The organism is Stenotrophomonas sp. YJH_SMC_138, assembly GCF_059369855.1.
Window position 1 is genome coordinate 159,670 of sequence record NZ_JCAFTB010000007.1, and the last position, 22,238, is coordinate 181,907.

At 66.9% G+C, this 22,238-nt stretch carries 20 protein-coding genes and 7 tRNA genes; 13 read left to right on the forward strand and 14 right to left on the reverse strand.

The window, feature by feature from the left end; translation table 11 throughout:
* Positions 1 to 436: 436 nt before the first annotated feature.
* The 3 genes from dsbG to AC5P7I_RS15635 all read right to left on the reverse strand — a co-directional run bounded on the left by dsbG (position 437) and on the right by AC5P7I_RS15635 (position 3,262).
* The gene (dsbG, locus tag AC5P7I_RS15625; protein WP_032957294.1) at positions 437 to 1,279 is read right to left on the reverse strand and encodes a thiol:disulfide interchange protein DsbG; all 843 of its coding nucleotides are present in this window, start codon (positions 1,277 to 1,279) and stop codon (positions 437 to 439) included.
* 30 nt (positions 1,280 to 1,309) lie between these two features.
* Positions 1,310 to 2,113 carry a redoxin family protein gene (locus AC5P7I_RS15630; protein WP_032957295.1) on the reverse strand — a complete coding sequence of 268 codons (804 nt, stop codon included), beginning with the start codon at positions 2,111 to 2,113 and terminating at the stop codon, positions 1,310 to 1,312.
* 81 nt (positions 2,114 to 2,194) lie between these two features.
* A complete protein-coding gene (locus AC5P7I_RS15635) occupies positions 2,195 to 3,262 on the reverse strand; it encodes a GlxA family transcriptional regulator (protein WP_032957296.1) in 1,068 nt (355 codons plus the stop codon).
* A 186-nt stretch (positions 3,263 to 3,448) separates the two neighbouring features.
* Between AC5P7I_RS15635 and AC5P7I_RS15640 the strand changes: the two genes are divergently transcribed.
* The 7 genes from AC5P7I_RS15640 to AC5P7I_RS15670 all read left to right on the forward strand — a co-directional run bounded on the left by AC5P7I_RS15640 (position 3,449) and on the right by AC5P7I_RS15670 (position 4,760).
* Positions 3,449 to 3,847 carry a heavy metal-responsive transcriptional regulator gene (locus AC5P7I_RS15640; protein ID WP_032957298.1) on the forward strand — a complete coding sequence of 133 codons (399 nt, stop codon included), beginning with the start codon at positions 3,449 to 3,451 and terminating at the stop codon, positions 3,845 to 3,847.
* A gap of 78 nt (positions 3,848 to 3,925) precedes the next feature.
* Positions 3,926 to 4,001: transfer RNA gene (locus AC5P7I_RS15645), tRNA-Ala, on the forward strand.
* A 54-nt stretch (positions 4,002 to 4,055) separates the two neighbouring features.
* Positions 4,056 to 4,131: transfer RNA gene (locus tag AC5P7I_RS15650), tRNA-Glu, on the forward strand.
* Between the two features lie 184 nt (positions 4,132 to 4,315).
* A tRNA-Ala gene (locus AC5P7I_RS15655) sits at positions 4,316 to 4,391 on the forward strand.
* Between the two features lie 49 nt (positions 4,392 to 4,440).
* Positions 4,441 to 4,516, forward strand: a tRNA-Glu gene (locus AC5P7I_RS15660).
* A gap of 45 nt (positions 4,517 to 4,561) precedes the next feature.
* A tRNA-Ala gene (locus tag AC5P7I_RS15665) sits at positions 4,562 to 4,637 on the forward strand.
* A gap of 47 nt (positions 4,638 to 4,684) precedes the next feature.
* A tRNA-Glu gene (locus AC5P7I_RS15670) sits at positions 4,685 to 4,760 on the forward strand.
* A 101-nt stretch (positions 4,761 to 4,861) separates the two neighbouring features.
* Here AC5P7I_RS15670 and AC5P7I_RS15675 read toward each other — a convergent pair.
* A complete protein-coding gene (locus tag AC5P7I_RS15675; protein WP_014647532.1) occupies positions 4,862 to 5,278 on the reverse strand; it encodes a GNAT family N-acetyltransferase in 417 nt (138 codons plus the stop codon).
* 76 nt (positions 5,279 to 5,354) lie between these two features.
* On the opposite strand from AC5P7I_RS15675, the gene AC5P7I_RS15680 reads away from it, so the two are divergent.
* Positions 5,355 to 6,311: an SOS response-associated peptidase family protein gene (locus AC5P7I_RS15680; protein ID WP_164110559.1), complete on the forward strand. Its 957-nt coding sequence runs from the start codon at positions 5,355 to 5,357 to the stop codon at positions 6,309 to 6,311.
* A gap of 123 nt (positions 6,312 to 6,434) precedes the next feature.
* On the opposite strand, the gene AC5P7I_RS15685 is transcribed toward AC5P7I_RS15680, so the two are convergent.
* Complete coding sequence (locus AC5P7I_RS15685; RefSeq protein WP_032957303.1) at positions 6,435 to 6,815, reverse strand: response regulator; 381 nt, start codon at positions 6,813 to 6,815, stop codon at positions 6,435 to 6,437.
* 132 nt (positions 6,816 to 6,947) lie between these two features.
* Here AC5P7I_RS15685 and AC5P7I_RS15690 point away from each other — a divergent pair.
* Both AC5P7I_RS15690 and AC5P7I_RS15695 read left to right on the forward strand, forming a co-directional pair.
* Positions 6,948 to 7,033: transfer RNA gene (locus AC5P7I_RS15690), tRNA-Leu, on the forward strand.
* 305 nt (positions 7,034 to 7,338) lie between these two features.
* Complete coding sequence (locus AC5P7I_RS15695) at positions 7,339 to 8,778, forward strand: GGDEF domain-containing protein (protein WP_197621453.1); 1,440 nt, start codon at positions 7,339 to 7,341, stop codon at positions 8,776 to 8,778.
* Here AC5P7I_RS15695 and AC5P7I_RS15700 read toward each other — a convergent pair.
* Positions 8,775 to 10,601 (reverse strand): methyl-accepting chemotaxis protein, encoded by a 1,827-nt coding sequence (locus AC5P7I_RS15700; protein WP_126412529.1) that lies wholly within the window; start codon positions 10,599 to 10,601, stop codon positions 8,775 to 8,777. The genes AC5P7I_RS15695 and AC5P7I_RS15700 overlap by 4 nt on opposite strands.
* A gap of 579 nt (positions 10,602 to 11,180) precedes the next feature.
* Between AC5P7I_RS15700 and AC5P7I_RS15705 the strand changes: the two genes are divergently transcribed.
* The 3 genes from AC5P7I_RS15705 (at position 11,181) to AC5P7I_RS15715 (ending at position 12,788) form a co-directional block, all read left to right on the forward strand.
* Entirely contained in the window at positions 11,181 to 12,269 is a 1,089-nt protein-coding gene (locus AC5P7I_RS15705; protein ID WP_014647537.1) for a DUF5694 domain-containing protein, read from the forward strand.
* Between the two features lie 62 nt (positions 12,270 to 12,331).
* Complete coding sequence (locus AC5P7I_RS15710) at positions 12,332 to 12,622, forward strand: putative quinol monooxygenase (RefSeq protein ID WP_014647538.1); 291 nt, start codon at positions 12,332 to 12,334, stop codon at positions 12,620 to 12,622.
* Between the two features lie 19 nt (positions 12,623 to 12,641).
* Positions 12,642 to 12,788 (forward strand): hypothetical protein, encoded by a 147-nt coding sequence (locus AC5P7I_RS15715; RefSeq protein WP_154582529.1) that lies wholly within the window; start codon positions 12,642 to 12,644, stop codon positions 12,786 to 12,788.
* A gap of 140 nt (positions 12,789 to 12,928) precedes the next feature.
* Here AC5P7I_RS15715 and AC5P7I_RS15720 read toward each other — a convergent pair whose 3' ends face one another.
* The 8 genes from AC5P7I_RS15720 to phaE form a co-directional block, all read right to left on the reverse strand.
* The gene (locus tag AC5P7I_RS15720; protein WP_262086962.1) at positions 12,929 to 15,118 is read right to left on the reverse strand and encodes a PAS domain S-box protein; all 2,190 of its coding nucleotides are present in this window, start codon (positions 15,116 to 15,118) and stop codon (positions 12,929 to 12,931) included.
* A gap of 207 nt (positions 15,119 to 15,325) precedes the next feature.
* Positions 15,326 to 17,713 (reverse strand): Tex-like N-terminal domain-containing protein, encoded by a 2,388-nt coding sequence (locus tag AC5P7I_RS15725; protein ID WP_164077343.1) that lies wholly within the window; start codon positions 17,711 to 17,713, stop codon positions 15,326 to 15,328.
* Positions 17,714 to 17,920: 207 nt separating this feature from the next.
* The gene (locus AC5P7I_RS15730; RefSeq protein ID WP_005410085.1) at positions 17,921 to 18,136 is read right to left on the reverse strand and encodes a hypothetical protein; all 216 of its coding nucleotides are present in this window, start codon (positions 18,134 to 18,136) and stop codon (positions 17,921 to 17,923) included.
* Positions 18,137 to 18,966: 830 nt separating this feature from the next.
* On the reverse strand, positions 18,967 to 19,419 hold the full coding sequence (locus AC5P7I_RS15735; protein WP_049408098.1) for a hypothetical protein: 453 nt from the start codon (positions 19,417 to 19,419) through the stop codon (positions 18,967 to 18,969).
* The gene (locus AC5P7I_RS15740; RefSeq protein ID WP_014647543.1) at positions 19,416 to 19,619 is read right to left on the reverse strand and encodes a PspC domain-containing protein; all 204 of its coding nucleotides are present in this window, start codon (positions 19,617 to 19,619) and stop codon (positions 19,416 to 19,418) included. Before AC5P7I_RS15740 ends, AC5P7I_RS15735 begins: the two co-directional genes overlap by 4 nt.
* A 64-nt stretch (positions 19,620 to 19,683) precedes the next feature.
* Positions 19,684 to 20,052 carry a YfeK family protein gene (locus AC5P7I_RS15745; protein ID WP_262086966.1) on the reverse strand — a complete coding sequence of 123 codons (369 nt, stop codon included), beginning with the start codon at positions 20,050 to 20,052 and terminating at the stop codon, positions 19,684 to 19,686.
* A gap of 33 nt (positions 20,053 to 20,085) precedes the next feature.
* Positions 20,086 to 21,153 (reverse strand): class III poly(R)-hydroxyalkanoic acid synthase subunit PhaC, encoded by a 1,068-nt coding sequence (gene phaC, locus AC5P7I_RS15750; protein ID WP_262086968.1) that lies wholly within the window; start codon positions 21,151 to 21,153, stop codon positions 20,086 to 20,088.
* Complete coding sequence (gene phaE, locus AC5P7I_RS15755; RefSeq protein WP_014647546.1) at positions 21,150 to 22,229, reverse strand: class III poly(R)-hydroxyalkanoic acid synthase subunit PhaE; 1,080 nt, start codon at positions 22,227 to 22,229, stop codon at positions 21,150 to 21,152. Before phaE ends, phaC begins: the two co-directional genes overlap by 4 nt.
* Positions 22,230 to 22,238 lie beyond the last annotated feature (9 nt).

Genomic DNA, 22,238 nt, shown 5'->3' on the forward strand with positions numbered 1-22,238 from the left:
GATACTGCGTTGACGACACCGGCCAGCCTGCATCCGGCAGGCAACAGGACGATGACACTGCCCTGCCCGCACCGGTGTCGAGCCCATCAAGGCCGCGCTGCCAGAGAGGTGGCGACCGCAGCGGTCTGGGTAACAATCGGGGAGTGAGAGTGTCGTGAATGGCTGTGTCGACCGCCCTGGTTCAAGGCATGTCTGGCGCGGCATCCATGGCGCGTTGACGCTGTATTCCATGCGTCAACAGGCTAATCCGCCTGTCGTTTTTGACCTTGATTGGAATCAAGGCGCGATGCTTGATGTCAGTCACGATTCAGATGTGACGACGAACAGCTGCCGCGCAGCCCTGCTGCCCTCTCCGCCCGCCGCAGGAGCGCCGAAATGCAACAGGCCCGCATGCTGCCATGCGGGCCTGTCGGTTACATCACGACGTTGGCGGCGATCAGCGCGGACCCAGCACCGTCTGCAGGTCGGCGCCCTGCGGCAGGCCCGCGCGACGCTGCACCTGCCCTTGTGCATCCTGGAACAGGATGCCCGGCGTGCCCTGGAAGCCCATCTCGATCATCAGGACCTGGTTGGCATCAAGCTTGCCTGCGATCTCGCGGCTGATGCTCGGTAGCGCCTTGATGCCGCCACGGTCGAACTGGTGCTCATTCTCCAGCAGCGCCGCGCTCGGATCACGCGCCGCGAGGATGGCGGCGGCCTTGGCCGGGCTGTCCTCGCGGATCACGCCAACCATGATGTGGCGCAACTGCACCTTGCCGGCGTCAACCCACGGACGCGCCGCTTCCCAGAACTTGTGGCAGTACGGGCAGTTGGCATCGCTGAAGGTATAGACCACACGCGGTGCATCGGCCTTGCCGTCACGCACCCAGGCGCTGGCTTCCAGCTTGGTCCACATCTTGGCCGACATCGGTGCAGCGACCAGCTTCTCCACCGCCTCGGCGGCCACATCGTTGCCTTCGGCATCGAACAGGCTGCCCACCAGCACATGCTTGCCGTCGGCGGTCACGTACGCGGCGGCGGGCTGCTGCCCCCCCACCACGCCGGCGAAGCCACGCAGGCCACCCGGTGCATCAAACTCGGCAACGACTTCGAAGCCGTGCTTCTCGATGCCTTTCAGCACTGCGGGACGGTCACCCTTGGCCGCGGTGGCCGGAGCGCCGGCGGCCGGCGCTGCCGCCGTCTTGCCCGGCGGGGTCTGGGCCTGGCTGCAGGCGGCCAATGCCAGCATGACCGGCAGCAACAGCACCGCCGGAGCGATGCGCAGGGAAGTCGACAACATGGGAACTCCGTAATGAGATGCCCGCGCAGGCTACCGCAGCCGGCGCAGTTTGTGTTCAAGACCCGCCGCCGTCAGTTCGCCAAGGTGCAGTTCACGCAGGCGACCTTCGGCGTCGAAGAACAGCGTCGACGGATAGGCCTGCACACCCAGCACGGTTGACGCCGAGGCGGTATCGTCCAGCAGCACATTGCCCAGCCGGAGCTGTTCGGATGCAATGAAACCCTTCACTTCGTCCAGGGTTTCCCCCTGGTTGAGGAACACGAACTGCACGTCGGTGTGGGTCTGCTGTGCGGATGCCAGCACCGGCATCTCGCGCCGGCAGGGCCCACACCAGCTGGCCCAGAGATTCAGCACCAGTGGCTTGCCCCGGAACTGCTGCAGGTCGATCACGCGCCCCTGCAGATCGGCCACCTGCACCGCCGGCAGCGGCATCCGCTGCTCCTGCCAGGCTGACAGCAGGTGGCTGCCCACCACCCACGACACCACGCCCACCAGTGCGCCCGCCAGCACCGGCGCACGCAACGCGCGCCAGAGCCGCAGCCGCCAGGTGCCCCACGCCAGGCCCGCAGCCAGCACGACTGCAAGGTGATACCCACCGTCGGCGATCTGCAGGATGCTCCACGGGGCCTCACGGTAAAGCGCGAAGTTCAAGGCGACGAAGCTGATGCGTCCGCACAGCAGGCCGATCAGCAACATGTCCAGAACCAGGCTGGCCGCGGAAGGCACTGCCATCCCGTCTTTCCGACGCGGCCACAGGCGTGCTACCGCCATGGCCAGCAGCACGCACATCAGGATCAACACCACCGGCATCGGCACCGGTCCCACACTCGACATCAGCCCACCTGCCCCATCATCCGTTACCTGCATGGTCGAAGCGTCGCGCCCAGGTTGCAAGCGCGACGCCGACTGCAGGCATCAGGCCACGCTGCGCGGCATCTGCATGCCGGGCGCCGGTTGCAGCCCGCGCAGGCTGCCTGCCACCGATGACAACAGCGGCCGCTCGCGCCGCTTGTTGTTGACCAGCCGGCGATAGTTGGCCGGCGTCATTCCAACAATGCGCAGGAACAGGCGACGGAATGCGCTCTGGTCGGCATAGCCCACGCCCCAGGCCACTTCATCGATGCCCGCCCCCTGCTGCAACAGCGTCTGCGCCTTGGCGATACGCAACCGCTGGCAATACTCGATCGGGCGCAGGCCGGTGGCCTTCAGGAAGCGCCGCTGCAGGGTGCGCGGCTCCAGCCCGGAAATCTCACAGATCGCACCGAGCGTGGCGCCGCGCGCAGCGGTGGTATGCAGCCAGCGTTGCGCCTTCAGTACATCGCGATCGCCGTGGGCGAAGTTGGCACTGAAACGCTCGAGATCCTGCTGGATCGCCGCCGGAACCGTGATCCCCAGCTGCTGCGCCACGGAACTCGCCACGCCCTGGCCGTGCAGCCGGTACAGCAGGCGCAGGGCGAGGAAGCGCCAGGCCTGGGAACCGGCCACCGTCAGCAGGTCGCCGTCATCGACCAGCGCGCGCTCGCTGGGTACCCAGCTGGCCGACTGCCCCTGCAGGCCCGGATGGCGCCCGAGGTCCGGACCACTGACGGTGCGCCCAGCCAGCAGACCGGCGCGTGCCAGCATGCTGACACCGTCGCTGGCGGCAGCCAGCAGACTGCCACCGTCGTAATGCGCGCGCAGCCAATCCAGCAGCACCTCATCGGCGCGCAGGCAGACGCCCTGGCTGATCTGGCCAGGCACGGCGATCACGGCGGGGATGTCCGCCTCGAGCATCTCCGCGCCGGCAATGCGATGCACGCCGGTCTGGCTGGCCGGCACGATCCAGCGGGTCACCAGGACACGCTTGAACGGACGGCGCTGCTGCTGGGCAAGCCGGTTGGCGACATGTGCCATCTCGGTCAGCACGGAGGCGGCCGACGGGTCGCCTCCCGGGTATTCGACCACCGCGACCTCGACGAATCCTTCGTTCCTGAATCCTTCCACAGACCATCTCCTCGGTTCGTTGCAGGCCGTCCAGCGGCCGGTTCAGGCGCAGGGTAGGAACTGCCACGACGGTGGGGCTATGAAGAAAGTTGCAAAGTGCGCTGAATGCGCCGTCAGCGACGGGACCTTGACCCTGGACCAGACTCAAGGCTTCACAATGAGCGGCAGCATCCGCAGGAATCCGCCATGAACATTGGTCAACTGGCACGCCAGGCCGGCGTGCCGATCGATACGGTGCGCTACTACGAACGCCAGCAGTTGCTGCCCACGGCGGCACGCTCGGCCGGGGGCTACCGCATCTTCGGTGAGCAGGACCTGCGCCGGCTGCGCTTCATCCGCCGCGCCAAGACGCTGGGCTTCAGCCTGGAAGAAATCGCCGAACTGCTGGCGCTCAGTGACCGCCACTCACAGGACATGGGCAGTGTGCGCGACACGGCGCAGGCCCGACTGCAGGACATTGCACAACGCATGGCCGAACTGCAGCGCATGCACACCGCGCTTTCTCAGCTGGTCGACGCCTGCCCCGGCCACGGCACGCTGGATCAGTGCCCGATCCTGGCGGCGCTGACCGACGACGCGGCATAGCAACGCGCGTGAAGAAAAGTGCAACAAATGCTTGCCAACCCCCGGGGGCAAGGCTATTATTTCGCTCCTCAGCGACGTGGGGCCATAGCTCAGCTGGGAGAGCGCCTGCATGGCATGCAGGAGGTCAGCGGTTCGATCCCGCTTGGCTCCACCAATCTTTCGGCATTAGGCCGTCGAAAGGTCGCTAAAGAACATTGATGAGAATTGCGTCCCCATCGTCTAGAGGCCTAGGACATCACCCTTTCACGGTGGCGACCGGGGTTCGAATCCCCGTGGGGACGCCACTCATCACGAACAACGAGGACCCGGCCGATAACCGGGTCTTTTTTGTTCACCGCCTACCGGCATTCAGGTTGTGGCGTTGCGGTTCCCCTGCCCTCGTGGCGATGGTCGAACCGGAACGAAAAAAGTTCAAAAAAAACTTCCACAAACGTGAACACGCAGGTATGATAGGCGGCTCGGTAACACGGGGCCATAGCTCAGCTGGGAGAGCGCCTGCATGGCATGCAGGAGGTCAGCGGTTCGATCCCGCTTGGCTCCACCACTTTCGACATTAGGCCGTCGAAGGTTCTACAACTTGAAGTTTTTCGTGCGTCCCCATCGTCTAGAGGCCTAGGACATCACCCTTTCACGGTGGCGACCGGGGTTCGAATCCCCGTGGGGACGCCAGTTTCAAAACGGACTCTGCTCCCGGCAGATCATCCGGAGTTTCATGGGGCCATAGCTCAGCTGGGAGAGCGCCTGCATGGCATGCAGGAGGTCAGCGGTTCGATCCCGCTTGGCTCCACCACTTCGACATTAGGCCGTCGAAGGATCTACAACTTGAAGTTTTCGTGCGTCCCCATCGTCTAGAGGCCTAGGACATCACCCTTTCACGGTGGCGACCGGGGTTCGAATCCCCGTGGGGACGCCAATTCTTGAAAACCCCGACTCCGGTCGGGGTTTTTCTTTGCCTGTGATTCCTGGGAAGGCCCTATCCACGCATGGTGTGGATGGCTTCACCCCGATTACAGCTCAGAACCGCCGATACATCCCGATCGATGCCGGCGCCGTGGGCGCGAAACCAAACTGTGCGTACAACCGATGCGCCTCGCCATCGGCCAGCAGGCTGACGTACGCCGATGGCGGCAGGTTGGCCTGCATCCAGCCATCCAGGCGCCGCATCACTTCCTTGCCCAGGCCCTGCCCCTGCAACCGCGGCAGCACCGCGATATCACAGACCTGCAGGTGGCAGCCGCCATCGCCGACGATACGGCCCATCGCCACCAGCTCAGTGCCCTGGTAGGCACACACGCCGAACAGCGTATTGGGCAGCGCGCGGGCGGCCGCTTCCCGGGCCTTGGCACTGAGGCCTGCAAGCACGCGCAACCGGCAGTAGTCCTCGACCGTGGGCACGGCTTCGCGGAACTGGCAGGTGATGGAATCAGTCATGCGGCATCTCCAGATGGGTCGGGCTATCCTGCCGCATCCACGTCGCAGCCGCTGCGACCCAGGCCCCCAGAGTCCCATGTGCTATTCCGCCCTGATCCGCGCTGACTACGCCAAGCTGGTACGCGAGTTCGGCGCCATCCTGTCGCTGGAGGAGTTCGCCGAACTGTACGCACACGATCCAGGCAAGAAACGGCCGAAGACGCCGAAGGCGATGGATGACGGGTTCGCCGGTGCGCGTACCGAACAGGGCCGGGCCATCGTGGCGAAGATCCAGCAATGGCATGCGCAGGAGCAGCAGGCGCTGGAGGCTGAACTGGTCCGGCAGCGCGAACGACGCGATATTGCCCACGCCACGCTGGCCACCCGGCCCACGCAGAAAGCGCACAATGACCTGCGCGTGGCCGGTAACCGCATCGAGCGCGCGCAGGCCCGGCTGGACGACCTGCATCGGGTGCAGCTGCTGCCGCGCGACAACCGCATTTTCCCCGGCACCTACGCGCCGGTGATGGTCAGCGAGAACGGCCGGCGCGTGATCAAGCCGATGCGCTACCAGTGCCGGTTGCCGGACAAGCCGGCGCGCAACGACGTGCTGTACCCCGGCACCTACAACGCGCGGCGCGACAGCCTGGAAGGTTACTGGCGGGGTGCGTTCGGACTGCGCCACGGCGTGGTGGTGGTGCAGGCGTTCTACGAGCACGTGCCCCGCCACGCCATCGCCGGCCGCAGCCTCGGTGCCGACGAAAAGGAGCAGGACGTGGTGCTCGAATTCCGCCCCGATCCACCCCGCGACCTGCTGCTGGCCTGCCTCTGGGCGGAATGGGAAGGACCGGAAGGCCGCCTGCTTTCGTTTGCCACGATCACCGACACACCGCCCAGCGACGTCGCCGCTGCCGGGCATGACCGCGGCGTGGTGCCGATCCGCAGGGAACACCTGGACGCCTGGCTCAACCCCGAACCGGATGATCTGGCGCGCCAGTACCGCATCCTCGATGACCGCGAGGAAATCCGTTACGTGTACGAGGAAGCGGGCTGAGCGCCGGACGCGAATGAAAAACCGCGCGTGGGCAGGGCTCCTGGATCAGGGATTGCCGCCGCGCATCGCAGACGTGAGGATTCAGCCCCCGCAGCTTCCCCCTGCCGGTGCGTGGCGAGCGGCTCAGGCCTTGGCGCTGGAGCGTCCCACCGCACGCGCCAGCGCCCGCGACAGATCGGCCGACAGGTACGGCTTGACCAGCAACAGGCCGGCCAGCATCGGCGCAGGCAGCTGCTCGGCCAGCATCCCGGTGGCCAGCACGAACGGAATGCCACGCGCCGAAAGCGCTGCAGCCACTGGCTCACTGGTCTCGTTGCGGGCCAGCCGGTAATCCAGCAGGGCCACGTCAGGAGTGCTCTGCTCCAGCAGCCGCAGGGCCTCGGACACACTCGCGGCAAGCCCGACCACAGTCGCACCGGCATGCACCAGCTGCATCTGCAGCAGGGCCGCACTCATCTCGTCGTTCTCGACCACCAGCACCCTCAGGTCCTGCAACACTGTCATCAGCTACCGCTCCTGGAGGCAATTGCACGTCGGGAGTATAGCTACCAAGGGGCCAATGCCGACAGGAACCGCCCTGATAGGCTCTCCTACTAGGCATCTCCTGCCGACCTCGGTTACACTCGCACGCTGCCTGCCGGTGTGGCGGAATGGTATACGCAGCTGACTCAAAATCAGCCGGGGGTGACCCCATGAAGGTTCGAGTCCTTTCACCGGCACCACTGCATCAAAGGCCAGGTCCATGACCTGGCCTTTTGCATTTCCCGGACCGGAGCGCCGACACTGGCGAGGATGCCCCAGCATGCCCCTCCCACGCTTGCCGACATACTGCGCGCCCATCGCCACGTGCGGGGGCAGCCCCGCGACGTCTGGACGTACGCCCACGTCAACGCCGTCGTGTCACCCCGCTGAAACGAAAATGTGACAGCCGACAAGGTTGCGAATAGCACTAGCGCACACTTTTCTTGCCAGCCTCACCTACTTCTGCCTATCGTGATCCCAGCCGGATCTGGGGGCGGGGGAATGCATGACGTTGCGTGCGGCACTGTTTTTCATGGTCACGCACGCGCTCGTCATTGCCTTGATCGGCCCGCAGGACCCGGTTGGCTCCTACCTGATGCTGATCACCGCCCCCCTTCTGGCCGCTCTGGCCTGCGTGCGACGCGCGCGCGACAGCCAGGCGGCCTGCAAGTGGCGAACGCTGGGCGCTGCCGTCGGCCTGTTCTCGCTGGCCCTGCTGGCCCTGCTGTATCGCAATGTGGCCGGCCTCAGCCCTGCGCAGATGACCGCCTCGTCGCTGATCCTGTATGTGTTCTACCGGATTCCGCTGACCTACGTGGCCGCCAGCCCAGGCGGCGGCAACCGCTGTATCCGTGCGGTGGACCTGACGGTCATCGCGCTGCTGTGGTTGCTGTACTTCGTGCATACGCGGGCGATGGCACACCTCAACACCGCATTGTGGACGCAATGCCTGCACACCCTGAGCAACGTGCAGAACAGCCTGGTGTTCTGCTTCGCGCTGATCCGCTTCCTGGCCGAGGACAATGCCGACCGCCGCGACTTCTTCCGCACGTTGACGATCTACGCGCTGGGCTACTTCCTGATGGCGCTCTACATCAATACCTGGCAGCCGCAGGTACCCGATGGTGGCTGGGGCGACCTGCTGATCAGCGGGCTGTTCGTGCTGCTGGCAGTGCTGGCCGGCAGCACGTACCGCCCACCGGCGGTGGCTGTGCCGCGCAACCTCCGCCGCATCGTCGATGCCGGCGTGCCGCTGATGCTGCCGTTGCTGCTGATGATGGTGGCGCTGCTGGTGGCACGCCTGCAGCCGACCCTGGCCACCGTGGGGTTCATCGGTGCCATGCTCGGCCATGCCCTGCGCAGCGTGCTCACCCAGGTGCAGATCCAGCGTGAGCGCGACGAGCTGGCGCTGCTGGCCCGGCGCGATCCGTTGACCGGGCTCGGCAACCGGCGCAACTTCGATGAAGCGCTCGGCAGCGCGCACGGCCGCGCCCGTCGCCAAGGCGTGGGGCTGGCGGTGCTGATGATCGATATCGACCACTTCAAGCGACTCAACGACACCTACGGGCATCCGGAAGGTGATCGCCGCCTGCAGGCGGTCGCCGCGATCCTCGACGGCTGCCTGCAACGCGGTGATGATCTGCTGGCCCGCTACGGCGGCGAGGAGTTCATCGCCGCCCTGCCCGCGCCCGACATCGGCCACGCCCTGGGCCTGGGCGAGCGCCTGCGCGCCGCCGTGGAAGCCGCCGCCCTGCCCGCCGCCCAGGCCCACGTGACCATCAGCATCGGCGTGGCCTGGCAGGCCGCGCATGATGAGGGTGACCCGCGCAGCCTGGTCGAGCGTGCCGACCAGGCCCTGTACCGGGCCAAGCATGCCGGCCGCAACTGCGTGCACGCCGCCCCGGCCGTCGAGGCCGGGGAACAACACGCCGACCGCCGCGCCTAGACCGCGCGCAGCACCGCCGCACCATGCAGGTGCCCCGCCCCACCCTGCACGCGGAAGCTGGCCACCGTCTGCAGCAGCTGCGCCGACTGTTCTTCCATGCTGCGCGCCGCGGCCGAAGCTTCCTCGACCAGCGCGGCGTTCTGCTGGGTGCCCTGGTCGATCAGATCGACGGCATGGTTCATCTGCTGGATGTCGTCGCTCTGCTGCTGCGCGGCCGTGCTGATCTCGGACATCAGGTCGCTGACCCGGCGCACGTTGACCACGATCTCGTCCATGGTGCGGCCGGCGCTCTCAACCTGCGCGGTACCGGCACCGACATTGGCCACCGACGCATCGATCAGCTGCTTGATCTCCTTGGCGGCACTGGCCGAGCGCTGCGACAGTTCCCGGATCTCGGTGGCGACCACGGCGAAGCCACGCCCGTGTTCGCCCGCACGCGCGGCTTCCACCGCGGCGTTCAGGGCAAGGATGTTGGTCTGGAAGGCGATGCCGTCGATCACGCCGATGATGTCGACGATGCGGCGCGAGGACGCGTTGATCACCGCCATGGTTTCCACCACTTCGTGCACTACGTTACCGCCGCGCGCGGCGACATCGGCGGCACCACCAGCCAGCTGACTGGCCTGCCGTGCGTTGGTCGCGGTGCGCTGCACGGTCTCGGCCAGGCCCTTCATCGACACCGCGGTCTCCTCCAGCGACGCTGCCTGCTGCTCGGTGCGCTGCGACAGATCGCTGTTGCCCTGCGCGATCTCGGTGGCACCGACGGCGATGGTGTCAGCGGCGAACTTGATCTGGCCGATGATCGCGGCCATCGCCTCGACCAGCGAATTCACCCCTTCGCACAGCTCGGCGATCGGCCCGTTCTTGTCGGCGGTGGCCACGCGCCGGGTCAGGTCGCCCTCCTTGGCGGCCGCCACCACTTCACGGGTCTGCGCCACGGCACGCTGCATGGCCTGGTTCTCATGCACCTGCGCGGTGATGTCGGTGGCGTACTTGACCACCTTGAACGGCTTCCCGTTGAGGTCCAGGATCGGGTTGTAGGACGCCTGGATCCAGACCTCGCGTCCGCCCTTGCCGAGGCGCCGGTACTGGCCGGCATCATATTCGCCACGGCCGAGCTTTTCCCAGAACTGCCGATACTCGGCACTGCTGCGATACTCAGGTTCGACGAACAGCGAGTGGTGCTGGCCACGCACATCATCCAGGCTGTAACCGGTGGCAGCCAGGAAGTTGTCGTTGGCCGACAGGATGCGGCCATCCATGCTGAACTCGATCACCGCCTGCGACTTGTCGATCGCCGCCAGCTGGCCGGCCGAGTCGGCCGCCTGCAGCTTCTGCGCAGTGATGTCAGTGGCGAACTTGACCACCTTGTACGGACGCCCCTGCCGGTCCAGCACCGGGTTGTACGAGGCCTGGATCCAGATCTCGCGCTGGTTCTTGCCAAAACGCCGGTACTGGCCCGCGTCATATTCGCCACGACCCAGCCGCGCCCAGAAGTCACGGTATCCGGCGCTGCGCGCCTGCTCGGGGTCGACGAACAGGGAATGATGCTTGCCCTGGATCTCTTCCAGCCGGTAACCCATCGCCTGCAGGAAGTTCTCGTTGGCCTGCAGGATGGTGCCATCGAGGGCGAACTCGATGACCGCCTGGACCCGGTGCAGCGCCGCGACCTGCGCCTCCAGCTCGGCACGGCCATCGGCCGCCGCCTCGACGCCGCTGCGGTGCTGCGGTGCCAGCGCGCCCAGCAGGGCGCGCCACGGCGACCAACGGGTATGCAGCTCGGCCGGCGCCTGCGCGCCCGCCGTAAAGCCTGGAATGAGCATTGTCTGATCCTCGGTGTCCGGTAAGCGGTTGCGACCCGACGGGCGGGATGCCCGGCGGCAACTTCAGTTGCTTGGGACTACAGGTACCGGCAGGCACCCCTCGAGCGGCTGGCAAGAACGTCTGGTGCGGGTGCGATCGGCATAGGGAGCGGCGGAACACACAGCGCGGGCCGCCCGTCGGGGCAGCCTGGGGTCCTGCAGCGGGCGACTTGAGCGGGATCCAGAGGGAATATCGGCGATGCGATCGGTGGCTTTAGCCGGATTCCGCGACGTCCGTCGCATCTTCAGATGCTGCTGCAGGGATGCGGTAGACAATCGCGATGCACTTCACATTCTGCTCACGCGCGACAGGGGCACCGCCGAGCGGTTTCGCCAGGTGCCGGCTGGGCAGGTTCTGCTCGGCACCGGGTGTCGTCAGGGCATATGTCGCGCGTTGTCGCCGTCACTGGGCATAGCCTTGCCCGGCACGCGGATGCAGTTCAAGCGGAAAAGGTTTGCATGACCAACGGGAGATCCGATGGCAGATGAAACTGGCCAGCATGCAGCGAACCGCAGGACGCTCACTGACACGGAGATCGCATGTTCCCACGCCTGGCCAGTTTCCTCATCCTGGGCCTGTGCAGCAGCGGCGCCTTCGCTGCCGACGCCACCTACCGCCCCAGCTTCCATCCCGACCAGCTGAAGGGCCCGCCTGCCGGGCGCCCGAACGAAGTGCTGGTACTGGGCACCCCCCACTTGTCCGGCCTGCCCAAGTCCTTCCAGCCCGCCTTGCTTGAACCGTTGCTGCAGCGACTGGTCGCCTGGAAGCCCGAGCTGATCGCCACCGAAGACCTGTCAGGCCTGCAGTGCGATTTCATGCGTCGCTACCCGGCACGCTATGCGGAGAGCGTGGCCACCTACTGCTTCGACACCACCGCTGCGCAGGCTGCGACCGGACTGGACGTGCCTACGGCGAACACCCAGGCCGAGCACCTGCTTGCGACCTGGCCGGACGAGCCGACGCCCGCCCAGCGTCGTCGGCTCGCAGCATTGTTCCTGGCAGCGGGTGAACGCGGCTCGGCGCAGGTGCAGTGGCTGCGCCTGCCTGCGTCCGAGCGCAAAGGCGGTGATGGACTGACACCTGCCCTGGTCGAGATCCTCGAAAAAGGCCTGGTTCGCCGCAATGAAACCCACCTGATCGCCGCCGAGGTCGCCGCCCGCCTCGGGCAGGAACGCCTGTGGGCCGTGGACGACCACACGGCCGATTCGCCCACGCCCGCCGAGGATGAAGCGGCGGCCAGCGCGGCCATCACCGGTGCCTGGAACAATACGCACTCGCGCGCGCGGCGGGAGGCCGATGAACGCCTCGTGGCCGATCTGGACAAGCCCGGCGGCGTCATGGCGCTGTATCGGGACTACAACAGCCCGGCGGCGGCGATGGCCGCCTACCAGAGCGACTTCGGCGCGACGCTCGTCGAGCCGTCCTCCAAGGCGTTCGGCCGGATGTACGTCGGTTACTGGGAAACCCGCAACCTGCGCATGGTCGCCAACATCCGCGACGTGCTGAGCCAGCATCCTGGCAGACGCATGCTGGCCATCGTGGGTGCCTCGCACAAGGGCTACTACGAGGCCTACCTCAATCAGATGCATGACGTGCGGCTGGTCAGTGCGGACACGGTATTGCGTTGACGGGAACAGGTGCCGGCCATGCGCCGGCGCTATCCTGCAAGGCCCGATTCGCAGGTGCCGACATGCTGAAAGTGATCGCCGAGGATTTCATCCATCCCGATGCGGTGGACACCGTGCTTCCCCTGTACCGGGAGCTGGTCGCGTGCACGCTGCGCGAGCCGCTCTGCCTCGGCTATGAACTGTTCGTCGACCAGAAGGATCCGGGCCACTTCATCTTCATCGAGCTGTGGCCCGACCGCGCCGCGCTCGACCTGCACTGTGCCAGCGAACACTTCCAGCGCCTGGTGCCACAGATCAATGCCTTCCAGTGTGCGCCGTGCCGGTTCCTGCTGATGGATGCCGTGCGGGTGTAGTGCCTGCAGCGGGATGCACATGATCGCTGCGGCCATGCCGCCACAGCAACAGGCAGGCCGCAACCGTGCAGGACAGGCTCAGGACCAGCAGCGCGACCGCACCTTGCTGCAACACGGGCAACAACGCCCGTGCGTGCAGGTCGCCGCGCAGCTGTTCGGCGCGTAGACAGGCGGCCAGCGCCAGGCACCAGCCGATCAGGGCCGGAATGAACTTGCGTACCGCAACCGGGTTCCAGGCATTCATGGAGGTTACCTGCGTGAGTGGAGTGCGCGCAGTATTCGCGCGCGTCCTCTCACAGGCTGAGATCAGTCCTCCGCGGCGTCGGGATCGTCACCCGGAAGCTGGGACAACTCGCCCTGCACCTGCACGTTGTTGCGCCCCATCGCCTTGGCCCGGTAGCACTGGGCATCGGCCGCAGCCACCGCCTGGTCCACGCTCATGCCGCCGGCCAGCGGCGCGATACCGATGCTGGCACCGATCCGCAGCCGGTCCTGGTCCCACGGAATGGACAGCGCGGCCAGGGTGTGCAGCAGCTCGCCCCCGATGCGGGCCGCACGCCGCGGCGTACAACCGGACAGGATGACCGCGAATTCGTCACCGCCCAACCGCGCCACCACGTCCGAATCGCGCACGCCATGGCGCAGCACGCTGGCCACCGCCCACAGCACGGCATCGCCGGCCAGATGGCCCCAGGTGTCGTTGACCGGCTTGAAGCGGTCCAGATCGATGTACATCAGCGAGGCAGCCTGGCCGGTGCGCTCCACGCGGGTGATCGCCTGCTGCAGGTGTACCTCGAAACCGCGGCGGTTGCTCAGTTCGGTGAGCGGATCGATCTCGGCCAGGTGGCGGGCTTCGCGCTGGCGTGCCCGCTGCTGGGTGTCGTCGCGCAGCACCCACACCGCGCCGCGCACGTGGCCTTCGTCATCGCGCAGCCAGGCGCGGGTCAGGTCCACCGGCACCGTTGCCGTGCCCAGGCGCAGCAGCAGGTCGGCGTGCAGGTCCACCGCGTTGCTCTCCGGGTCCAGCAGCACCGTCACATCCAGTACCGAGCCGGGCGCGTACTCGGTGGTCAGCGCCAGCACGTCCTGCACCTTGTGCCCGGCCAGCGACAAGGCGCCATCACCGGCCAGGATGCGCACCGCAGCCGCGTTGGCGTAGTCGATGCGGCCATCAAGGCTGACGCTGAGCACCAGGTCGGCCACCGCATCCAGCGTGATTCGGCTGCGTTGTTCACTCTCGAACAGGCGCTGCTCGCTGCTGCGTTGGGCGGTGATGTCCTGGATCTGCGACACGAAATGCAGCGGTTCGCCATGCTCGTTGCGCACCAGCGACACCGACAGCCGCGCCCAGATGATGCGGCCGTCGCGGTCGAGGTAGCGCTTTTCCAGGTGATAGTGGCTGCGTCGCCCGGCCAACAGGTCCTGTACCAGAGCCAGGTCGGTCTGCAGGTCATCGGGATGGGTCAGGCGCTGGAAATCGACCTGCAGCAGCTCTTCTCGGGGGTAGCCCAGTATCCGGCACAGCGCGTCGTTGACATCCAGCCAGCGTCCTTCCAGCGACACCAGTGCCATGCCCAGTGCGGCGGAGGTGAACGCGCCAGCGAACTTCTCTGCCGAAAGTCGTGCTTCGGCGCGTGCCTGCAGGATCTCGGTAATGTCGATGGCCATGCCGACGTAGCCGATGCGCGTTCCATCGGCACTCTCCATGCGGCTGATCGACAGGCGTACCTGGCGTGACTGGCCATCCTTGCGCAGCAGCGTCCACTGCCGCGAGTAGGTCTGCCCGTCGGCACGCGCGCTCAGCGCCTCGAACACGCCGGGAAGATTGCCATCAGCATCAGCCAGCGGCTGCAACCACGCTTTCAGTTCGGCTGGATCGTGGAAGGCGTCGAGCCGGCGCTGGCCGACCACCTCCGCCGCGCTGTAGCCCAGCAGGCGCTCCGCCCCCGTGTTGAACAGGGTGATGGTCCCATCGGTATCGGTGGCGATCACCGCCACCTCATCGGACGCATCGACCACGGCCTGCAGGCGCTGCCGGGTCTCGGCCGCGTCCTGCCTTGCCTGCTGCAGTTCGGTGACATCGGCATGGGCACCGGCCATCCACAGCGGCTTGCCCTGCCCGTCCCATTCAAAGACCCGGCCACGGTCCTGGATCCAGATCCACTGGCCGTTCCTGTGGCGCATGCGCAGCAGGCAGGCGTAGTTGTCGCTGCGCCCTTCGAAATGGTCGTCCAGCGCTGCATCGGACAGCGCAATGTCATCGGGATGGACCAGCTTCAGGAACGTCTTCTGGCAGATCGGTTCCAGCTCATCCAGGCGATAACCGACAATCTCGGCCCAGCGCGCATTGACCCGCATCTCGCCGGTCTGCACGTTCCATTCCCAGGTACCCGCAGCGGTACCGTCGATGATCATCGCCAGCCGGCGACGCTCTTCAGCCAACGCCTGCAGGCGGCGCTCCAGCAGTCCATTGCCGTGGGTGCCCTGGCCCGGCATCACTCCGGTCCCCTGCCGGCACGGGCAGGCGCCGACCGCAGCGAAGCACTGCGGCCTGCAACGAAGACGGCGGGTCGTGCTGGCGTCATGGTCCTCCCCAGCGACAGCGGGGAGGCCAAACGCCCCCCTCAGGCGCAAGTGTGCGCAATCACGGGGAAAACCGACAAGTCCCCCACCCCGGATCAACCGTGACGGGGGGCACGATCCTCAGCTGCGCTTGGCCCGGGCAAAGGCCTCGGCCAGGGCATTGTTGGCCGGCGGCGCAGACTGGGCCGGACGGCCGCCAGCGCCCTGGCCGCGGTTCGGTCCACGGTTCTGGCCGCCAGCGTCACGGCGCGGCCCTTGGCCCTGGCCCCGCTCATCGCGCTGGCCCGGGCGGCTGGTGGCCTGGCCCGGGGTATCGTCCAGGCGCCGGGTCAGGGCGATGCGCTTGCGCGCCACGTCCACCTCCAGCACCTTCACCTTGACGATGTCACCGGCCTTGACCACGTCGCGCGGGTCCTTCACGAAGGTATCGGCGAGCGCCGAGATGTGGATCAGGCCGTCCTGGTGCACGCCGATATCGACAAAGGCCCCGAAGGCGGCCACGTTGCTGACCACGCCCTCCAGCACCATGCCCTCGCGCAGGTCCTTGATGTCCTCGACGCCCTCGGCGAAGCGCGCCGCCTTGAACTCCGGGCGCGGGTCGCGGCCCGGCTTTTCCAGTTCCTTCAGGATGTCGCGCACGGTCGGGACGCCAAAGGTGTCGTCGGTGAACTGTTCTGCCTTCAGGCCACGCAGGAAGCTGCCGTCACCGATCAGCGCCTTGATCGGGCGCGCGGTGCTGGCCACGATGCGCTCAACCACCGGATAGGCTTCGGGGTGTACCGCCGAGGCGTCCAGCGGCTGGTCGCCATCGGCGATGCGCAGGAAGCCGGCGCACTGCTCGAAGGTCTTCTCGCCCAGGCGCGCGACCTTCAGCAGGTCCTTGCGGCGCTTGAACGGGCCGTTGTCGTCGCGATGGCGCACGATGTTCTCGGCCACCGTGGCCGACAGGCCGGACACCCGGGACAGCAGCGCGGCCGAGGCGGTGTTGACATACACGCCGACCGCGTTCACGCAGTCCTCCACGCGCGCGTCCAGCGCCCGCGCCAGGCGGTACTGGTCCACGTCGTGCTGGTACTGGCCGACACCGATCGCCTTGGGTTCGATCTTGACCAGTTCGGCCAGCGGGTCCTGCAGGCGACGAGCGATCGATACCGCGCCACGCAGCGACACGTCCAGCCCCGGGAACTCCTTGGCCGCGAACTCGGAGGCCGAGTACACCGAGGCGCCCGCCTCGCTGACCACGACCTTCTGCAGCTTCGGGTTGGCGGCAGCCTTGATCGCTTCGCCGGCCAGCTTGTCGGTTTCGCGGCTGGCGGTGCCATTGCCGATCGCGATCAGCTCCACGTTGTGCTTGGCGCACAGCTGCTTGATCGTCTGCACCGACTGGTCCCACTGGCGACGTGGCTCATGCGGGTAGATGGTGTCGGTGGCGACCAGCTTGCCGGTGGCATCGACCACGGCGATCTTGCAGCCGGTACGGATGCCAGGGTCCAGGCCCAGCACAGTCTTCGGGCCGGCCGGTGCGGCCAGCAGCAAGTCCTTCAGGTTGTCGCCGAACACCGCGATGGCTTCGGCTTCGGCCTTTTCGCGGGCCTGGTTGAACAGGTCCAGCAGAAGATGGGTGTGCAGCTTGGCGCGCCAGGTCAGGCGGCAGGCATCCAGCAGCCAGCGGTCGGCGGCACGCCCCCGGTCGGCGATGCCGGCCTTGCGTGCCACCCGACCCTCGGCGTACTGGTGGCCCGCTTCGGCATCGCTGCCCGGGTCCAGTTCCAGGAACAGGATCTCTTCGCGGCGCGCGCGGAACAGCGCCAGCAACCGGTGCGAGGGAATCTTCGCCAGAGATTCGGCATGTTCGAAATAGTCGCGGTACTTGGCGCCTTCGGTTTCCTTGCCCTCGGCCACGCGGGCACGGATCACGCCGGTCTCGCCCAGCCAGGTGCGCAGCTCGCCAACCAACGCGGCATCTTCGCCCCAGCGCTCCATCAGGATCGCGCGGGCGCCTTCCAGCGCGGCCTTGGTGTCGGCCACACCCTTGTCGGTATCGACGAAGGTGGCCGCGAACGTCTGCGGGTCCTGCGTCGGATCGGCCAGCAGGCCATCGGCCAGCGGCTCCAGACCGGCCTCGCGGGCGATCTGGGCGCGGGTACGTCGCTTGGGCTTGTAAGGCAGGTACAGGTCTTCCAGCCGGCTCTTGGTATCGGCGGCCAGGATGTCATTGCGCAGCTCGTCGCTGAGCTTGCCCTGCTCGCCGATGCTGGCCAGCACCGCCGCACGGCGGTCCTCCAGCTCGCGCAGGTAGGTCAGCCGGGTTTCCAGGTTGCGCAGCTGGGTGTCGTCCAGGCCACCGGTCACTTCCTTGCGGTAGCGCGCGATGAACGGAACGCTGGCGCCCTCGTCGAGCAGGCCGACGGCGGCGCGTACCTGGGCGGACTGGGCACCGATCTCGTCGGCGATGGTCTGGGCGATCTGCTGGGCGAGCGCGCTCTGGGCGTTCTTGGCGTCGTGCATTGCTTCAGGTCTGAGCCGCGTTACGGGAAGACCCCATTCTGGCAACCGACGACGGAGCCGGACAAGGCATTGACAGGGGACGGGGTTCAGCGCCGTAGCCGGAGTGGACGCCGGCATCCTGGCAAAGAGCGGGCCCGGACTGGCCCGGGGCTGGGATGCCGGCGCGGGCGCGCGATGGTGGGCGCGCCCTGCCGCGTGTTGCGAAGGTCAGCGGTAGTGGCGGGCAGCGCGCTGCATGACGATCTCGTCACGCATGCCTTCCAGGGCCATCAGGCGGACCTTGCCGACACCCTGCAGTTCCATGAACCGCTCCGTGTAGAACTCCGGCCCCAGCGCGGTGTCGGCGCGGGATTTGCTGAAGCCGTAGGGCACCACGCCCTTCTCGCCATCCTTGCTACCACCGACATAAAGAACGATTGCCATGTGATGTATTCCTCCAAATTGCTACTGCGTACTGCACTCGATGAGCGATGCTGCGAGCTCATCGGGGGAGAGCTTACCGCGTCGAACCTGACTGGAACGTCACGAAGGCTAATGACGATCGGTTGCATGCAGATGACTGCGGGATCGCAGCAGAATGCTTACGGATCCTTAACTTCCGGCTAACGAATCCGTTGGGGATTCCCGCCAACGGCGCAGCCCCTCGTGGGTGGTCGTGTAACGCGTTTGATGTGATTGGGCCGGGCGAGGTGGGTGCGCGGGACACGCCGTGAACCCGTCCCTGGGGGCTCGATGGCGCCATCCATGGCGCCAACGGTCCCGCGCACCCACCCCGCCCGACCCCCGACAGTTTTCGGGCACGTCCAGCCACGGAAAAGAAAAAAGAAGACCAAAAGCAAAAGCGGAATGGCCGGCTCGCTTCTTGTAGAGCCGAGCCCACGCTCGGCTGCTTTCCGGCCAGTCCGCGAAGCCGAGCGCAGGCTCGGCTCTACACGAGCAAGCGCAGCGCGCGACCCGCTTCTGCTGTTCTTTATCTCTTCCGTGGCTGGACGCGCACGGAATCTGTCAGCGGCCGGGTGGGTGGGGGTGGCGGGGTATCCGCGGCATGGGTCGGGCGCATGCGCCCAACGAGTTGGGCAGGACGCCCAACCCCGGTCTTGCCGTGTGCGCAGGACAGCGCACACGTGCAAGCCGCGGCCAAGCCCCCCATGGATGGGTTCACGGCGTCCCCGCTGGCCCCACCCACCCGGCCAGCCCCCAGGAAGCAGGCATTCCGCGACCAAGCCACGAGGGGCTGCGTCGTTGGCTGGAAACTACGGCCACCAGCCGTGCCCGAACCGGGCGAAATGATCGGCCGCCCGCTCGAACGGATTGCGCGCACTCACCCCGCCACACAGCAGGTACACCGGCAGGTACAGCGGCCCCAGCACCATGTACTGGTAGACATGCGCACGCTCATGGTCGTCGAGCCGGATCAGCGGCTCCACGCCCCACCCCGCCTGATGCGCGTAGGTCCGGCAGGAAATGCCAAGATCGTGGCCCGTGTGCAGGATCACATTGCCCAAGGTGATCGCCCCACCCGGCCCCCACGGCCAACGGTCGAACACCAGCGCGCAGTCACGCCGGCTCCAGCGCAATGTCGCGCCGCCGAGCATGCCGGCCAGCCCACCCATCAGGCCGATCAGGGTGTTGGGCAGGGTCCACACCGCGCCCAGCACCTGCAGCGCGCGCAGCCAGATCGGCCAAGGCCGGGAGGCGGTGTTCAATCGGCCTCGTTCGGCATCAGCAGCCACAGGATCAGGTAGACCAGGATGCCGGGGAAAGCCGCCGAGGCCAGCGACAGCAGCACGTAGACCACCCGCAGAAGGGTGGCATTCCAGCCGAAGCGATGGGCAATGCCACCCATCACGCCGGCGATCATGCGGTCGTTCAATGAACGCGACAGTGTCTTGGGCGTGGTGTTCATGGCGGCGGCTCCGGGCAACGGACAGGGCAGTCGAGCGTGGCTCGACTCTACACCCTGCCCATGTCTACGGCGTGCGGTGACGCAGCGCCTGCAGGCGCGCACCGAACCAGGTGGCTGCGGTCTGTTCAGACTGCCCCGGGCACTGGATGCGATAGGGTTTGCCGCTCATGCTGCTCTGGCTGGCGGCGCGCTCGATGAACTGCTCGGCGCTGTCCACCATGTCCTTCTTCAGCAGATAGTCGTACTTGCGCTGCAGATGCGCGCGCGCATCGCCGCCGTCGTACCAGCTGCCATTGCGCTGGAACCGGCACTGGGAGCCGTCCAGGCTGGCGATCAACTGGGCGATCTCCCGCCGTGCATCCGCACTGGGTGCGGCCTGGGCAAGGGGCGCTGCCAGCAGTACCGCAAGAATCAACAAAACCCGGTACGTCATCATCCCTCCAAGTCAGTCGAGCAGGGCTCGACTCTACAGGTCGCGCGTCTTCAGCCAACCATCGATCGTGGCCGGCACTTCGCGCTGCGCGCGCCCGGACACGTAGATGCCGATATGGCCACCGCGGAAGCTGGACTCGGTGTAGTCGTCCGTGCCCAGGCGCCCGCGCATCGCGCGCGAGGCGTCCGGCGGCACCAGATGATCCTGCTCGGCGTAGATGTTCAGCACCGGCAGCGTCACCTGCGACAGGTCCACTGCTTCCTCGCCGATCCTTACCGTGCCCTTCATCAGGCCATTGGCCTGGTAGAACTGCTTGATGAAATCGCGGAACGCCTCGCCCGCCAGGTCCGGCGAATCGAAGATCCACTTCTCCATGCGCAGGAAGTCCTCCAGCGCCGCCTTGTCATCGAGGATGTCGAGCAGGCCGACGTACTTCTGCACGTTCAGGCGGAACGGCTTGAGCATCAGGTAGCTGGCGTTCATCAGGTCGGCCGGGATGTTGCCCAGCGTATCGACCAGCAGGTCCACGTCCACCTGCCGCGCCCAGTGCGAGAGCATGTTGTCGGCGGTCTGGAAATCGACCGGGGTGACCATGGTGATCAGCTTGCCCAGCTTCTGTTGGCGCAACGCTGCGTAGCAGAGTGCGAACACGCCGCCCTGGCAGATGCCGAGCAGGTCGACCGGGCCACCACTGCGCACGCGCAGCGCATCGACCGCTCCGTCGATGTAGCGCAGCAGGTAGTCCTCCAGGGTCTGGAAGCGTTCGGACCGGTCCGGGTAGCCCCAGTCCAGCACGTACACGTCCTGGCCCAGCGCCAGCAGCTTCTGCACCAGCGAACGGTCGGCCTGCAGGTCGACCATGTACGGCCGGTTGACCAGCGCGTAGACGATCAGCAGCGGCGTGCGCCGGGTCGGCGCCTGCTCACCGACGAAGCGATACAGCACCACCTTGCCGTCGCGCCAGACTTCCTCGCGCGCGGTCACGCCATAGTGCACGTCTTCCACCTGCGGCAGCAGCTTCAGCCCTTCCATCAGCTTGCGCTGCATGGCCAGGCTCTCCTGCATCAGGTCATCGGCGTTGAAGCCCAATGGTCCCTTCATCGGTCACGCGCCCGAGCGGAAGCGCGAGGTGCGGCCTTCTTCGCAGATGTCTTCTTTGCAGATGTCTTCTTCGCAGGCGCCTTCTTTGCCGGCGCGGCCTTCTTCGCGGCCTTGCGCGCAGTTGGCTTCACCTTCGCCGGCGCCGGCTGCGCCACCGGATCGACCTCAGCGGTTCCGGCCAGCACAGCCACCTGCGCCTGCAGGCGGCGCAGGCTGCGCTCCAGCTCGGCGATGCGGCGGTGTGCGGCATCCATCTCGCTCCGGGTCGGCAGGCCGATCCGTTCACTCATCTGTTCCACCTCCCGCTGCAGGCCGGCGCGCAGGCGCATCTGCGCGTTGCCCAGCGAGGCGTACACCTGCTGGAACGGTTCGGACATGGCGACCTTGGCGTAGGCCTCCTCGGCAACTTCGATCCACAGGTCGAACATCGCGCGGGCGCTGGTCAGCTGGCTGCCGGGCTGTTCGTGCTCGGCCAGGCGCTGCTCGAACAGCGCAAAGGCTTCGTCCAGTGCCTGCTTGATCTGATCGACATAGGCGCGCGAATGCTGCTGGTATTCCTCCTGCGCACGCAGCAGGGCCTGCCAGCGCGCCTGGTGCTCGCGGCCGGGGCCGAATGCCGGGCTCTGCAGCCACGGGCCCGCCTGCAGCTGGAACTGCTGCAGCCAGGCGGCGAATTCGGGTATCGCGGCGCCGGCGTGCGTGCTGCCACGGGCGCCCTGCAGCATCCACTGGAGCATGCCGTCGCCCTGCCCCTGCACCGCCTCGCGCCAGGCCTGGGCAACATCGGCACTGCTGGCGTCGCGGCCCGCAAACCGTGCGGCGACCTCCTGCATGGTGCCGTACCAGCTGCCCGCCTGTTCGCGGAACCGGCGCACGGCATCTTCCGGCGCGCCCTGCGCCTGCTCGGGCAACAGCTGGCCCCACCAGTCGAACAACCGCTGCCAACTGCCGGGATCGTCACCGGCGGGTGCGCCGGGCGTGCTCGCATGGCGCAGGGCATCGCCCCAGGCGCCGAAATACTGCCGGGCCAGGGTTTCGAAATCGCTGCTGCCGGTGTCGTGGGCCGAGCTGGTCATCGCAGGCCT